The organism is Serratia sp. S4 (genome assembly GCF_000347995.1).
Classification (GTDB): domain Bacteria; phylum Pseudomonadota; class Gammaproteobacteria; order Enterobacterales; family Enterobacteriaceae; genus Serratia; species Serratia quinivorans.
Genome location: NZ_KB661120.1, coordinates 3,508,073 through 3,523,206 on the forward strand (window position 1 = coordinate 3,508,073; position 15,134 = coordinate 3,523,206).

General features: G+C 52.8%; 14 protein-coding genes. 7 read left to right on the plus strand and 7 right to left on the minus strand.

The genetic code is table 11. The annotated features are described in order from the left end of the window. The first annotated feature begins 11 nt into the window (after positions 1-11). Entirely contained in the window at positions 12-1,625 is a 1,614-nt protein-coding gene (locus SERS4_RS0117125; RefSeq protein WP_017893421.1) for an LA2681 family HEPN domain-containing protein, read from the plus strand. A gap of 158 nt (positions 1,626-1,783) precedes the next feature. Here the strand turns inward: SERS4_RS0117125 and SERS4_RS0117130 are convergent, their stop codons facing one another. Then, positions 1,784-2,737, minus strand: coding sequence for a LysR family transcriptional regulator (locus SERS4_RS0117130; RefSeq protein ID WP_017893422.1), 954 nt, complete (start codon positions 2,735-2,737; stop codon positions 1,784-1,786). 139 nt (positions 2,738-2,876) lie between these two features. Between SERS4_RS0117130 and SERS4_RS0117135 the strand changes: the two genes are divergently transcribed. Continuing rightward, complete coding sequence (locus SERS4_RS0117135; protein ID WP_017893423.1) at positions 2,877-4,046, plus strand: M20 aminoacylase family protein; 1,170 nt, start codon at positions 2,877-2,879, stop codon at positions 4,044-4,046. 36 nt (positions 4,047-4,082) lie between these two features. Continuing rightward, on the plus strand, positions 4,083-4,868 hold the full coding sequence (locus tag SERS4_RS0117140) for an ABC transporter substrate-binding protein (RefSeq protein WP_017893424.1): 786 nt from the start codon (positions 4,083-4,085) through the stop codon (positions 4,866-4,868). A gap of 54 nt (positions 4,869-4,922) precedes the next feature. On the opposite strand, the gene tmaR is transcribed toward SERS4_RS0117140, so the two are convergent. The 3 genes from tmaR to SERS4_RS0117155 form a co-directional block, all read right to left on the minus strand. Beyond that, positions 4,923-5,240 carry a PTS system regulator TmaR gene (gene tmaR / locus SERS4_RS0117145; RefSeq protein ID WP_017893425.1) on the minus strand — a complete coding sequence of 106 codons (318 nt, stop codon included), beginning with the start codon at positions 5,238-5,240 and terminating at the stop codon, positions 4,923-4,925. 161 nt (positions 5,241-5,401) lie between these two features. Continuing rightward, positions 5,402-6,469: an FUSC family protein gene (locus SERS4_RS0117150; RefSeq protein WP_012145925.1), complete on the minus strand. Its 1,068-nt coding sequence runs from the start codon at positions 6,467-6,469 to the stop codon at positions 5,402-5,404. 98 nt (positions 6,470-6,567) lie between these two features. Continuing rightward, on the minus strand, positions 6,568-7,335 hold the full coding sequence (locus SERS4_RS0117155; RefSeq protein WP_017893426.1) for an N-acetylmuramoyl-L-alanine amidase: 768 nt from the start codon (positions 7,333-7,335) through the stop codon (positions 6,568-6,570). Positions 7,336-7,538: 203 nt separating this feature from the next. Between SERS4_RS0117155 and SERS4_RS0117160 the strand changes: the two genes are divergently transcribed. Then, positions 7,539-8,285 (plus strand): helix-turn-helix transcriptional regulator, encoded by a 747-nt coding sequence (locus SERS4_RS0117160; protein ID WP_012145927.1) that lies wholly within the window; start codon positions 7,539-7,541, stop codon positions 8,283-8,285. A gap of 42 nt (positions 8,286-8,327) precedes the next feature. Here the strand turns inward: SERS4_RS0117160 and SERS4_RS0117165 are convergent, their stop codons facing one another. Further along, positions 8,328-9,437: an SDR family oxidoreductase gene (locus SERS4_RS0117165; protein ID WP_017893427.1), complete on the minus strand. Its 1,110-nt coding sequence runs from the start codon at positions 9,435-9,437 to the stop codon at positions 8,328-8,330. Positions 9,438-9,694: 257 nt separating this feature from the next. On the opposite strand from SERS4_RS0117165, the gene SERS4_RS0117170 reads away from it, so the two are divergent. From SERS4_RS0117170 to sbcB, 3 genes are all read left to right on the plus strand, one after another. After that, a complete protein-coding gene (locus SERS4_RS0117170; protein WP_017893428.1) occupies positions 9,695-9,904 on the plus strand; it encodes a hypothetical protein in 210 nt (69 codons plus the stop codon). 76 nt (positions 9,905-9,980) lie between these two features. Next, positions 9,981-10,172: a DNA polymerase III subunit theta gene (locus SERS4_RS0117175; protein WP_017893429.1), complete on the plus strand. Its 192-nt coding sequence runs from the start codon at positions 9,981-9,983 to the stop codon at positions 10,170-10,172. 99 nt (positions 10,173-10,271) lie between these two features. Further along, the gene (gene sbcB / locus SERS4_RS0117180; RefSeq protein WP_026142452.1) at positions 10,272-11,699 is read left to right on the plus strand and encodes an exodeoxyribonuclease I; all 1,428 of its coding nucleotides are present in this window, start codon (positions 10,272-10,274) and stop codon (positions 11,697-11,699) included. Positions 11,700-11,757: 58 nt separating this feature from the next. On the opposite strand, the gene SERS4_RS0117185 is transcribed toward sbcB, so the two are convergent. Continuing rightward, positions 11,758-13,125 (minus strand): APC family permease, encoded by a 1,368-nt coding sequence (locus SERS4_RS0117185; RefSeq protein ID WP_012145931.1) that lies wholly within the window; start codon positions 13,123-13,125, stop codon positions 11,758-11,760. Between the two features lie 533 nt (positions 13,126-13,658). Then, entirely contained in the window at positions 13,659-15,077 is a 1,419-nt protein-coding gene (locus SERS4_RS0117190; RefSeq protein WP_012145932.1) for a glutamine synthetase family protein, read from the minus strand. Positions 15,078-15,134: the final 57 nt, after the last annotated feature.

Sequence of the window (15,134 nt, forward strand, 5' to 3'; positions counted from 1 at the left end):
GAAAGTGAATTATGATTACAAAAGAACTTGTTGATGAAAGTATCAATATTCACCGACTGGTTGATTGTGGCAATTTTGACCTGGCATATCAGCAATTCGTTGTATTTCTGGAAAAACTGGAAAAGATAACGGTCAAAGGTGATAATTATTTTATAGTGCTGGGGAATGTGGCTGGTGGTCTTGTTGATATTGGGCAAATGAGCAAGCATAAAAATGCAGCAGAGCTTGGTTTTAAGCTGATGGATAATAATAAGGAAGCATTAGCGCTTGTACAAGGAGAGAGCCATTTTTATTATAATTATGCTAATGCCTTGTCTAATAAGATAAGTGCCGATAATCCTCATGACCACACATTCCAGTCAATAGAAGAACTTGTTTCGTTAAAAAACATCTACTGGCGAGCCTTTAGATTCTCCTCACAAGAGAGCGAAGAGTTTCAGGCGGAACTGTCCGTTAATCTGGCCAATTCGCTAAGAAGCCAATTTAGGCTGAGTGAGGCACTGAGATATTATGATCTCACTAATCGCAAGGGATTAGATATACCACAGTCTTGGGTCAATCGTTCTGCCGCGCTCATTGAGCTAAACCTTGTTTCATCTTCATACTCCATTAAGCAATTGAAGGAGATACGAAAAGGTTATATTAATGCATCTGTTTCCAAAAAAATTCCTCCACAATGGGAATCATTCTATCTTGGGCGTATAGCACAAACAAACGATAAAATAGAAAAATGTGTATCAGCAGAAGGCGAAACGGACGAGCATGATGACATGCTCACGCAACTGGAGTTTGGCGCATTGAGTGCATATAGGCAATTCTGCCTTATAAATCATCTGACGCTGTCCGAGCACGGTCTTTATTGCCCCTGCGTGGTGAGTGCCACCGATAATCTTGTCATCTCTTCCTCTGGTGGTGTAACCGGTGATTTTATTGTTCCTATGGAGATGGCGCTAAACCGCTTTAAATCAGAGTTTTCACTCGCCCGCCATCTCTATTTTGATTACCTTTATCCTCAGGATACGGATGCTATCAAAGAAGAATGCCATTTTCTGGAGTTACATAATGACGAGATCTTAGGCATTGATATTGAGAAGATCAGAGCGGCATTTCGTCTCTGCTTTGGTATTCTCGATAAGATTGCGGTATGTATCTGTGAACTTCACAAAGTTTATCCACCTGCAAAGAAGGGCGGGTTACAGAAAAATATCTATTTTCAAAGTTTCTGGCAGTTAGACGTTGATAACAGAAGACAACGGTTTGAAGATATAAAGTCACCTGGACTTTTAGCATTGTACAGTATTGCTACTGATCTGAATAAAAATAAAGGTGGCGAATTGTCTTTTTATAAAGAGTGGCGCAATGGTTTAGAACATAAATTTTTGGTGGTACACAAAAGTGATAAAGCAGAAGATCTTTACCAGTCTTATAAATTGATTAAAGATATTCTTTTTATCAAAGAGGATGAGTTTATTCACCATTTCGCTCAGTTGATTCAGATAACCCGTTCAGCAATATTTTCATTTGCTTTTATGGTTAGGCATGAAGGAAAGAAACAAAAAAAAGAGAATATTCCTTATCTTACCAATGAACTGCATATGAAAAAGTATTCGTCAGAACCTAAGTAAAAGGCAGCAAGCGAAGCGCTATGTAAACATCCCTGCAAAACTACCCATCCACAAGTAGAGAGTCTTTGGCACTCCAGCGTCCGCTTCTGGCACAAAGTCGACGGTCAGGATAACAAAATAGCAAAGACACCACCAATAACTCCGTCCCCCCTTCCCCCCTAAATCAACAACTTCACCCGATCATAAATCAGTCGGTCCTCGAGCCGTGCGGAGCGGGCGTGCTGACGCAGGGTGCGGATAAGGTTATCGATCAGGGCATGGGCGGCGGTGCTGAGGATGCTGTTACGCCGGGTGACGATATTCAGTCGCGCCAGGTCACAGCCTTCCTGTAGCGCCAGCGGTTGCAGGCGTCCGGCAAACTGCGGTAACCCGAGCAACGGTGCCGGGCACCAGGTGCACATGTCTGCCGACTCCACCATTGCTTGCAGCATGCCGAGGGAATGCGCATGAATAATGCGGTTCGGATCAAGCTGAGCGCCATGTCGGCTGAACAGTTGCTGGATTAAATCGTCATAATTTTCTGGGGTGTAATTCAGCACCCAGTCCTGCTCCAGCAATTGGTGGACTGAGGTGCTTTGGCCCAACGGATGGCCGTGGCGCACCATCACCGCCGTTTCATAATCCAGCAACGGCTCACAATGAAACTCCTGCGGTGCCATCGAAGCCGGAAGCGGCGTGATGGCAAAATCCATCGTGCCCTCTCGCAGTTGGGATTGGGCATTGGCCATCAGGCTTTCAAACAGCTCCAGTTTTACCCTCGGCATCTTTTTGCGAAAGGCCACCACCGCCGCCGGTAACACCGTCAACATCAGCCAGGGCGTGATCGCCACCTTCACCTGCTCTTGCGCCAACCCACGCAGGCCCGCCATTTCATTGTTGGCCTGTTCCAGTTGGTTCAACACTAACCGGGCATGTGCCAGCAGCGTTTTCCCGTAAGGTGTAAAACCCAGTCCGGCCGGCGTGCGGATCAGCAATGGCAGTTCCTGCTGCTGCTCCAGCTCGCGTAAGGCCCGCGTGACCGCCGCCTGTGAAAGCCCCAGTTGGCGTGCGGCGGCTCGGATGCTGCCACCGTCGGCACTGGCGACCAAGGCCTGTAACTGATGTAGTTTCATCACGCCCCCTGACAATCAAAGGTTGTCAGCATAACCGAACGGCGGCTCCCCGGGCAAAAGGTTGTTTGTTAGTCTCCGAAGTACCTTGTTCCCGGTTATCGATCGCGTCGGGAACCGAAAATTCACTTTGGATATCGCGATGAGCAATCCGCTTGTTTTACCTGAAATAGCTGCCGTTCAACACGAAATGGTCGCCATTCGCCACCATATTCATGCGCATCCAGAACTGGGGTTCAATGAGTTTGCCACCAGCGATTTGGTGGCAAAACTGCTGACCGAATGGGGTTATCAGGTCACGCGCCATATAGGACAAACCGGGGTTGTCGCCACGCTGCAACGCGGCGTGGGGAAAACGCTTGGCCTGCGGGCCGATATGGATGCATTGCCGATTGAAGAAACCAGCGGGCTGCCCTATGCCAGCACCCACAGCGGCGTGATGCACGCCTGCGGTCATGATGGCCACACCACCATGCTGCTGGCGGCGGCGCGTTATCTGGCGCACCACTCTGACTTTACCGGTACATTGCGGTTAATATTTCAGCCGGCGGAAGAAGGCGGCGGCGGCGCCCGGGTAATGATGGAAGACGGGCTGTTCGAGCGTTTTCCCTGCGACGCGGTGTTCGCCATGCACAACGTGCCCGGCCTCCCGGTCGGCCAACTGGGCTTTGCCAGCGGCCCCTTCATGTGTTCGGCCGATACCGTCAACATCACCCTGCATGGGCACGGCGGCCATGGCGCGGTGCCACAGCACACCGTCGATCCGGTGGTGGTCTGTGCCGCCATCGTGATGAGCCTGCAGACCATCGTCTCCAGAAATATCGATCCACAGGAAACGGCGATTGTGACCGTAGGCGCGATCCAGGCCGGTCATGCCAGCAATGTCATCCCCTCGACCGCCACCATGACGCTGAGCGTGCGTGCGCTGAATGCCGATGTCCGTCAACGGTTGGAAGACCGCATTACGGCACTGGTGGAAGCGCAGGCCGTCAGTTTTGGAGCCCGGGCAGAGATTGATTATCAACAGGGTTATCCGGTGCTGGTGAACCACGCGGCGGAAACCGAACTGGCTCGTTCGGTCGCGTTGGAATGGGCCGGTGAAAGCCGGGTTATCGCCAATCTGCGCCCGATTACCGCCAGTGAGGACTTCGCTTTTATGCTGGAAAAATGCCCCGGCAGTTATATCTCAATTGGCAACGGGGAAAGCACGCCCGGTAACTCGCTGCATAACGCCGGTTACGATTTTAACGACGAGTGTTTGCCGATTGGCGCCACTTACTGGGTCAAGCTGGCGGAACGCTTCCTGGCTTAATCCCTTTTTGAACACCACTACGCTGAGGAAAACAAAATGAAAACAAAAAGTAGCCTGGTTTTATTGCTGCCACTGGCATTCAGTTTCGCCGCCCTTGGCGGGGAGTTCAGCGGCAAGGTGATTAAGCTGGGCATAGACCCCACCTTCCCGCCGCTGGAATACAAAACTGCGCAAGGAACCCTGACCGGGTTCGGTGTAGATATCGCTCAGGCGCTGTGCAATGAGATGCAGGCCAGGTGCGTGTGGGTCGAAAGCAGTTGGGACGGGATGATCCCGGGGTTGCAGGCAAAAAAGTTTGACGCCATCGCCTCGTCAATGACCATTACGCCGCAGCGCGAAAAGCAGATCTCCTTCTCGAACAAGGTGTCTAACGCCCCGGCACGCCTGGTGGCCCGCAAGGGTAGCGATCTGCAGCCCACGGCGGCTTCACTGAAAGGCAAATCGATTGGCGTGCAACAAGGCTCCAGCCAGGAAGCTTACGCAAACGCAATGTGGCGCCAGGCCGGCGTCAACGTGATTGCCTATCAGAGCCAACAGGAAGTGAATGAGGATCTGGCCAACGGCCGGTTGGACGCTTCGCTGCTGGCCAGCGTCAGCGCCAGCGAATTTTTCAAAACGCCCGGCGGCAAGGATTTTGCCTTTACCGGCGCGGAACTGAGCGACAGCAAATATTTTGGTATTGGCGATGGCATTGGCGTGCGTAAAGAGGACCGCGCATTACTTGATGCCTTCAACGCGGCGCTGAAAGCCATTATCGCCAACGGCACCTATAAGAAGGTGAACGATAAATACTTTGATTTTGATATGTACGGTAAAGGGTAGTAACTGAGGGGCAGATTAAAAGGGCCAGGCGAGCGCCTGGCCCGATAAAAATGGTTACTTCACTTCGCCCATAGCCTTCAGCTTTTTGGACAGGTCGCGACGTTCTTTAGACAGATCGGCATTTTTGATGATGTAGTCATCAACGCGATCTTCATAGTCGCTGCGCATGTTGGCAATGATGCCCTGAACATCTTCAATGCTCATGCCCGGTTTGATGTACTCACTCAGGTTATCGAGCAGCAGCACGCGCTTTTGGTTGTCGCGGACTTTCTTCTCGTTGTCGATAATTTCGCGTTGCAGCTTATTTTTACGTCGGAACATACGCACAAACTCCAGAACGTCCTGGAAACTCGGCTTATTTGCATTTTCCATCTTCATACCCTTGCTTTAGTAATACACAGATTCATTGGCTTACGGCCACAATGAGACCAAGATACAGGTTTGTGGCGCTCTGACACAACACTCATCGCCCTATCTTACCCACTTTACCGCCGCGACAAAAACCCGAAGCGCCTGCTTCATGATCTGGCCCCCTATTCACGCTCGCCGGCGGTACACACCTTGAGCAAGTCACCCAGTTCTTCCAACTGCTGCGTCAGTTCCATGCTCAGCCATACGTAGCCGTAGATCGGCGCTTCACCATGCTGGCTGACGCTGGCCTCCTGCATCAGGGTTTTCAGCTCCGCAGCGATTTCGCTCAGTTCCCCTGCCGCCATCGCCTGCTGAGCCTGCGGGCCGTTACGCATTGTCTCCGCCAGCGCTTCCAATGAGCGTAGCGTCAACAGTTGCGCGCTGCGCAGGGTTTTGGCATTCAGCATAATAAAATGGGTTTCGCGCGAGGCCCAGTAGGCGTCGGCCAACAGCTCCAGCGTACAGACCAAATTGCGGCTCAGCGTCTGCACCGCTTCGAATACTGCTTTGGGAATATGAGTTTCTTTGCTGCTGGGCACAATCAGCCCGCGCAATTTGACCACCTGATTCAGCAAGTCTTTCAGCTGCGGCTCCAGCCGTGGTCTTTCGATCATATTCGGGGACAGGTAAGCGCCGTAGATCTTGCCCGCGCTTTGCAGGCAATCGGCCATCTGCATGCGCCACAGAATGTAGGCCCGCTGCGGGTAAATGCTGGTGAACAACAGCGCCAGTAATGAGCCAAAAATCACGTCGCCACTGCGCCACAGCGCGGTATGCATATCACCGGCACCCGCGCCACAAACCACCGCCAGCGTAATGCCCACCAGCAATGCCATATAGGGCCGTTTGCCAAGCGTCAGGTAGCCGCAGAAAAACATCACGACGCCACACCACGCCAGCATTAGCGGTAGCGAATACAGTTCAAGATACAGGGCAATCAGACCGGAGGCGGCACCAAACACCGTGCCGGCAATACGCTGCAGCGCCCTTTGCAACACGTTGCCCCAGAATGAAATCGGCCCCATCACCACCACCAGCGTAATCAACGGCCAGGTGCCTTCCGGCACTTCAAGCAGGCGGATTAGCAAGAAGGTCAGGATAAACGCCAGCCCAATGCGTACACCATGCACAATGCGGTAATGGCGGTAAGTCAGACGTTCAAACGACGATATTTTTCTGTCGAGGCGCACAATGCATCCCGTTATCGATGGCGAGAAAGGATATCAGTTTAGCGGAGGAAGGCAGACTGAAAAAGGCGGATAAGGCGTCCCCTATCCGCAGTCAGACGTTAAGCGGCATATTTATCCACCAGCGCACGCAAAATGGCGGCGGTTTCCACATCCATCACTCCGTCATACTTTCGTTGACGGAAATGCAGCTGGAAGGCCCGCACCAGTTGGCGATAACCTTCGGCATTGGTCGCTGCCGAGGTGTCGTAACCGTATTTAGCGAACAGCGCCAGCAAATCAGGCTGTGCCGGCAGGCCCTGGCACTGATATTCATGCTGGTGACGATGCTTTACTGCTTCGTCATACCAGGCGCCTACACCTGCCAGATATAGCTGGTGCCACGGAAACTTCGGGCCTGGATCACTTTTGCGGCCCGGAGCAATATCGGAATGCGCCACCACGTTGACCGGCGTGATGTCCGGATAGCGTTGCAGAATGTTCTGCGCCAGTTGGCTGACCGCGGCAATCTGCTGCGGGTTAAACGGCGGGAAGGTAATGTCTTCGCCATCGCCGCTGGCCAGATTGACGATCTCAATGCCAATGGACGTATCGTTAAGATTATTGCGATTGCCCCACTGACTGGCCCCGGCATGCCAGGCGCGTTCCACTTCATCGACCAGGTTGAAAATGCGCACGCCGCTGAAACCGGCGGCCTGATAGCTTTGATCTTCAGGATCCGGCACCAGATAATGGGCGCTGACCGACTTACCGGTCAGTGACTGCACCGAATCGGCAAAGTTTTGCGCCGTGTAATGCAGCACCAGAAAACGCACCCGGTGGCCAAAGCTGGCTACCGAACGGTAGCTGTTGTAATCCATACTGAACATAATAGATTCCTTGTTGGTTAAACTCGCGTGCCACAGCATTGCAGGATCCGTTCCGCTCAAACGGCCGCAACGTACAGCGACCCTACAATGTCTTTGCGGACCATGTCCACCCGTTCATGTTTAGCTAATTGCTAAAGTTAAAGCAAGAAATATTTAGTGAAAGCAATATTTACCTTTTTGCTAAAGAGTGCGATCATCCGACGATGGAAACCAAAGAAATAAGACGCAATAATTTGCGCGAGCTGATGGCCAGCTACGCCCGACAGGGTGTCAACCAGAACGAGTTTGCGCTGCTGGTAGAGTCCTCTTCGCCGACGCTGAGCCAAATCAGCGGTGAAAAGTCTTCCCGCAATCTGGGTGATAACCTCGCCAGGCGGATCGAGGCCAAACTGAACCTGCCGAAGGGCTGGTTTGACGTTTTCCATGAAAAACAGCTGGTGCGGCCGTTTGATAACGTAGCGGCAGAGTCGGATTTTCAACCCGCCCGCCTCAAGCCGGTGGTATGGGAAGACACCGAACAGGACAAGGAAGAGTTTGTGGAAATTCCCCTGCTGGATATTAATTTCTCGGCCGGCGATGGCTGTTATGAAATCGTCGATCGCGAAGAATTTTCGCTGATCTTCCGTCGCTACTATCTGCACAAGATGGGGGTGGCGGTGAATGCCGCACGCATCATCCGCATTTCCGGCTCCAGTATGGAACCGCGCCTGCAAGACGGTGATGTGGTAGGGATTAATACCGATGACACACGTATTCGCGAAGGCAAAACCTACGCTATTCGTCATGGCAATCTGCTGCGGGTAAAAGTGTTGATCGAACAGCCCGACGGCGGTGTCACTATTCGCTCCCTGAACAGGGAAGAGTACCAGGACGAACACCTGAGTTACCCGCAGCGTAAAGACCAACTGGTGGTGCTGGGCCGCGTTTTCTGGTCGTCTTCGTCCTGGTAATGAGGTGGATACAGTCAGGCGCCGCCAATCGGCGCCGTGCTGTTATTTGAAATCTACCACCATTTGCTGCTGGATAGACAAACCGCGGGTCGACTGTACGCAACAGTCAATGTAGTCGGTAAAACGCGGGGGTTTCGGCATGCCCAGCTTAAGAATTTTATCGTTACTGAAACGCACGTTAAGCATGGCGAAAGATCCGTACAGGCGCATCGCCTTCAGCATCAGTCGTTCGTTACAAGGCCCGAAAATATCCTTCAGTTGCTTACGCATCTTCAGCAGCGCTTCGTAACTGACCTGCGCGTAATGATCGCCAAGCGGCGGTTTTTCCAGCGCGGCGGCAATGGCCCGGTCGATATCCGCAAAGCTGACGCTGCTCTCTTCACCGGCCGAGATATGATAAACATCATTATCCAGCGTTTCGCTGTTCAACAGCATCACCAGCGCATCGGCACAGTAGTCGACCGGGATCACGTCGATGTTGTCCTGCAGTGAACACATAAACTTGCGCAGCATCAGCGCCATGCTGAACACCCAAAAAATACTGCTGGAAGGCTGACACCCCAGGCGAGTATGCCCCACCACGATCGAAGGACGGGCAATCACCAGCGGCAGCTGCGGACAGCGTTGGCGCATTAGCTGCTCGATGGTCGATTTGGAGCGGGTGTATTCCACCAAATGCTCGGCGGTTTCTTCAAATTCACCGCTCTCTGCCACCAGAGAACCCGGTTCCGGCGCACAGGACATTGCTGTACCCACGTGCAGGAAACGTTTTAATCCAGACACCTGCGCCATTCTCTCGGCAAAGGCCAGCGTACCTTCGACATTCACCTTCCAAATAAGAGGGTTGTTGCCAAACGAGGCTACTGCGGCACAATTAATAACGTGCGTTACATTGTTAATTCGTGTGTCTGCCAAAAAGTCAGCAGGCTCACCTAAATCGCCCAACAATATATTTTCTATCGTGATCTTTGAAAATAAATCAGCATCAATATTAAACTTTTCCATATTCAATCGAATACGTTCCAGTCCCTGCTGTGCATTTTCAGCCCGCACTAACAGAAGATAGTTAATAGACTGATTTTCTTTAATTAGTTTCTCGAGAACTGCACCACCGAGAAAGCCGGTAGCACCGGTTAACAGCAGAGTTTTCATAATACGTATCCACATTGGTATTGAATGCTGCTGATTGTATGTGGAAACAATTAAACGAATACTAAATAAAACTCAGTGGCATCTACTTATCTTTTCTTAATATTATCTTAAGGAATGTTCTGAAACATCACGAAGGTATTTGGTAACACATTAACCAAAAAACAAACCATAATAATGTGGCCGTTGACATTCCATTGAGAGAAACTCTGATTTAATTTCCTGGCAAATTCTATTACCTTTTCTCATCCGGAGTATTTATGAGCTATAACCAAAAAGTCTGGTTGGGCATCCTGGTGCTGTGCAGCGTTTTCTGGCTGGCGGTGATCGGCAGCGTTTTCTCGGCCCACAGGGCCTTCGAGCACGCTAATCTGCAAAACCGGCAGGAATTTACGGTCAGATACTCGCAACATGTTCAGGGTGCAGCGGCTCCAGGCCACGGCCTCCAGGCACAGTCGCCCACATCTTGAGGCTCCCCCCAGAATGGGGTAGGGACAAGCGCGGCTAACGATCCTATGATGCCCCAGGAATCACAGGGAGAATAATATGGGTCGAAAGCTGGATAGCTTACCGCAAGCAGAACGTGAAAAAATTGAAGTCGATTTACTGGCCCTCAGCGTCATTTACAACGAACGCTATGGCATTAGCGTCAATGACGCCAGCAATGCCGAACAACAGGTGCCCGATTATTTACGCCCCTACTTTCATTTACGCCTGAACTACTATCGCGGTGCGTAATACAGCGCATTTCGGTGATTAACACTAACGACCGCTTGGCATCGTTCATCTCGCCGTTACAATAGGGGCATATTCCCTACGCACGCGAGAGATGCGATTTTGAGCAGCAAGGCACCGGCCACATTCTACATCCACGACTACGAGACCTTCGGCATAAGCCCATCGATGGACCGCCCGGCGCAGTTTGCCGGCGTGCGTACCGATATGGACTTCAATATTATCGAAGAGCCGCTGGTCATCTACTGCGCCCCGGCCGATGACTACCTGCCCGATCCCGAAGCGGTGATGATCACCGGTATTACGCCGCAACTGGCACTGGCCAAGGGCGTTAACGAAGCCGAGTTTACACGGCAAATTCATCAGGCATTCAGCGTGCCCGGCACCTGTATTCTGGGTTACAACAATATCCGCTTTGATGACGAAGTCAGTCGCAATATTTTCTACCGCAACTTCTACGATCCCTATGCTTACAGTTGGCAGAATGGCAACTCACGCTGGGATCTGCTCGACGTTATGCGTGCCTGTTATGCACTGCGCCCGGACGGCATCGTCTGGCCGGAGAACGAAGATGGCTTCCCCAGCTTCCGTCTGGAGCACCTGACCCGCGCCAACGGCGTCGAACATGAACATGCCCATGACGCCATGTCGGACGTTTACGCCACCATTGCCATGGCCAAACTGGTCAAGCAGGCGCAGCCACGGTTATTTGATTTCCTGTTGCAGCACCGCAACAAACATAAGCTGAACGCGCTGATCGACATCGCAGAAATGACGCCGTTGGTACACGTTTCCGGCATGTTCGGCGCGGCACGTGGCAACACCAGTTGGGTATCGCCGCTGGCCTGGCACCCGGACAACAAGAATGCGGTGATCATGTGCGATTTGGCCGGTGATATGACGCCATTGCTGACGCTGAGCGCCGACGAGCTGCGTGAACGGCTGTATACCCGCCGTGAGGATCTGGCCCCCGGCCAATCGCCGGTGCCGATCAAACTGGTACATATCAATAAATGTCCGGTGCTGGCACCGGCGAAAACCCTGTTGCCGGAAAACGCCGAGCGACTGGGTATCGATCGTCAGGCCTGCCTGCAAAACCTGCAGCTGCTGCGCCAGCATCCGCAAGTGCGCGAAAAAGTGGTCGCACTGTTCGCCGATGCCGAGCCTTTCAAGGGTTCTGATGATGTCGATGCGCGGCTGTACGACGGTTTCTTCAGCGATGCCGACAAGGCAACGATGAAAATTATCCAGCAAACCAAGCCGCAGAACCTGCCGGCGCTGGATTTGACCTTCAACGATGGCCGTCTGAAAGAGCTGCTGTTCCGCTTCCGCGCCCGCAATTACCCCAATACGCTCGATGACACCGAGCAACGCCGCTGGTTACAGCATCGTCAGGAAGCCTTAAGCGCCGAGCGGGTGCAGAGCTATGTCCTGCAACTGGAGTCGCTGTATAACCTGCATGAAGGCGATCAAGAGAAGACCGCGCTGTTGAAAGCGCTGTTTGAATACGGCAAAGAGCTGGTCGGCTGACAAAAACAACAAAGGGCGCCCCAAGGCGCCCTTCTTAATAATACTTACCGAATAAAGCTTAGGCTACGTCTTCGCTAGCCTGTGGTACCGGCAGGCGGAAGCTGCGCGTGACAAAGGCCAGATAAATCAGGCCAATTGCCGCCCACACCAGGCCCAGCGTCATTGAGCTGGCTTCCAGATTCAGCCACAGCGCACCCACGGTCAGCGCACCCATAATTGGCAGGATCAGGTAGTTAAAGGTGTCTTTAACGGTACGGTTCAGCTTGTCGCGAATATAGAACTGCGAGATCACCGACAGGTTCACAAAGGTAAACGCCACCAGCGCACCGAAGTTAATCAGCGCCGTTGCGGTAACCAGATCAAACGAAACTGCAGACAACGCAATCACGCCGACCAGCAGCACGTTCAGTGCCGGGGTACGCCATTTCGGGTGCACATAACCGAAGAAACGCTCCGGGAATACGCCATCACGACCCATCACATACATCAGGCGCGAAACACCGGCGTGAGATGCCATGCCAGAAGCCAGCACGGTCACGCAGGAGAACACCAGGATCACCGACTGGAAGAACTTGCCGGCCACGTAGAGCATGATTTCCGGCTGGGACGCATCGGGATCTTTAAAGCGTGAAATGTCCGGGAAGTACAACTGCACAAAGTAGGACACCACAATAAAGATGATACCGCCGATCAACGCCGTCAGGAAAATGGCTTTCGGGATCACGTTCTCTGCGTCTTTGGTTTCTTCCGACAGCGAACTGATACCGTCAAAACCGAGGAACGAGAAGCACAGAATGGTCGCACCGGTAATCATCGGCACCACGTGCGCACCCTCAGACCAGAACGGACGGCTGCTGATCAGCGTACCGGCACCTTCACCATGTGAAATACCGTTCACTACCAGGAACAGGAACACGATCATGATCGCCACCTGCACCACCACGATAATGGAGTTCAGGTTCGCCACCAGCTTGATGCCGCGCAGGTTGAACAGCGTCATCAGCGCGACCAGTGCCGCCACGAAGATCCACGAAGGCACACCCGGGAAAATGGCTTCCAGGTAAATCTTGGCCAACAGGATGTTGATCATCGGCATGAACAGGTAGTCCAGCAGCGACGACCAGCCCACCATAAAGCCGACGTGCGGGCTGATGGCTTTCTGGGCATAGGTATAGGCAGAACCGGCGGACGGGAATTTCCGTACCAGTTTGCCGTAGCTCAGTGCGGTAAACAGGACCGCCAGCAGAGCAAAGGCGTACGCAGTGGCGACGTGACCATCGGTCAGGCCGGATACGATGCCAAAGGTATCGAAGATGGTCATTGGCTGCAGATAAGCCAGCCCCATCATCACTACCGGAACTAAAGTCAGGGTTTTACGCAGCTGTGCGCGTTCAGCCGGAGCGGCATTGATGATGTTATCGGACATGACGCAGCCCCCCCTTACCTTCGGTCTTGCGGAGCGTAGACACGCCAAGACTTAAGGTTGCGGGGAAACTTCGCAACTTGCGACTGAATTCAAAAAGAAGGGGATTGGAAGCTGGATAACGAGTCAAGGCGGCCTTGGCTGCTCCATAATCGCTGCGACCGCAGCGGAAACCGGCGGGCACCGGTGCTAAAGTGAAAAATTGCCCCATCTTTCTTATCCTCATGAGTCACGACCATAAAGTTTTATTTGATCGCGCACGAAACTATTTATCTATCCGGATCGGTGTCCGGCCTCGCTTGGTGTATGAAACGCACAGTTTGTAAAACACAAATGCAAAAAAAATAACCGACGCGTTAAAACGTCGGCTATCTGCATTAAGGATATTTTGCACCAGAAACCCTCCTGATGACAAGATCAGGAAGGCCCGTTACACAAATTCTTTTCGCGATCGTTCGGAAAACAACCCTTACAGGTGAATTAATCCGCTATCGTTCTATCGCCTATCAAGTTAATGACGCACATTTTACGCCGCTTCAGGCATTTTTCAACATCCAGTCAATCTCGGTTTCCGTCACCAGTCGCTCAAACTGCATCAGTTCGTCCAGCTTGCAGGCGTGGTAAACGTGGGCAAAACGTTCGCCCAGATACTGCGTCAGTTCATGCTGGTGCTCAAACTCGTACAGGGCGTCGCTTTGACGGATCGGGAACGGCAGCCCTTCCTGCTCCAGCCCGTTGCCGGTCACCGGCTCAGGCAAGGGCAATTCGTTGTCCAGGCCGTAAAGAATGCCTGACAGTATCGCCGCCACCACCAGATAAGGGTTGGCATCGGCACCCGCAACGCGGTATTCCACCCGATGATTTTCCGGTTCGCCGCAGGGAATGCGTAGTGCAACGGTGCGATTGTTGTGCCCCCATGATGCCTGGGTAGGCACATACATGCCCGGCTGGAAACGGCGAAAAGCGTTCACATTGGGTGCCAGCAGCGCCATGGAGGCTGGCATTAAGGTGATCATCCCGGCCAGCGCGCGGTGCAGCAGCGTCGAGTCTTCGCCGTCCGCTTGCGCGAACAGGTTGTTGCCGTTGCCATCCAGCATGCTGATATGCACGTGCATACCGCTACCGGCATATTCTTCATAGGGTTTGGCCATAAAAGTGGCGTGCAAATGATGATTTTCCGCCACCATGCGTACCAGGCGCTTTAACCCCAACGCATGGTCACAGGCCAGCAACACATTATCGGTATGCTGCAGATTCACCTCGAACTGGCCGGGGGACGCCTCCGCCACCGCACCGTCTGCCGGTAAGCCTTGCATCTGCGCCAGTGTGTCGATGTCGTTAAGCACTTCGGCAAAATGATTCAGGTTATCCAGCGAGTAAACCTGGCTCTGCATGTTGCGCTCCTGGGTACCGGGCGCACAGGGGGGCTGCAAATACCCCTCAGAGTCTCGCTGCCTGTCAATGAGATAGAACTCCAACTCTACCGCTACCACCGGGAACATGCCGCGCTGGCGCAACGCCTGCCACACTCGATTCAGGACATTACGGGGTTCAACGTCAAAGGGAGTGCCATCTTCATCCAGCATGGTCAGTAATACCTGACCGATATTATCCGGATCCGCCGCTGAGGGAGTCAGTGAACCCGACACCGGCATGCATACACGGTCCGGTTCACCCAGTTCCTGGCCCAGACCCGCCTCCTCCACCACATTGCCCAAAATATCCATAGCGAATACCGAGGCGGGGAAGTAACAGCCTTTTTCCAATTTTTTCAGTCCGGAGACAGGGATGCGTTTACCGCGGAAGGAACCATTCAGGTCAGTGAGAAGGATATCGATATACTGCGTTGAGGGGTGGCGTTCCAAATAATGAGCAACCTCACGTTGGAACGCGCTACTTCGCCTCTCTTCATTATGCTGTGCAAAATTTTCAACTGCTGCGATATTGGTTTGCATACATCACCCGCCATTATGCTCTGAGAACGCGTTCGCGTTCACCTGCCGATAGGTTCA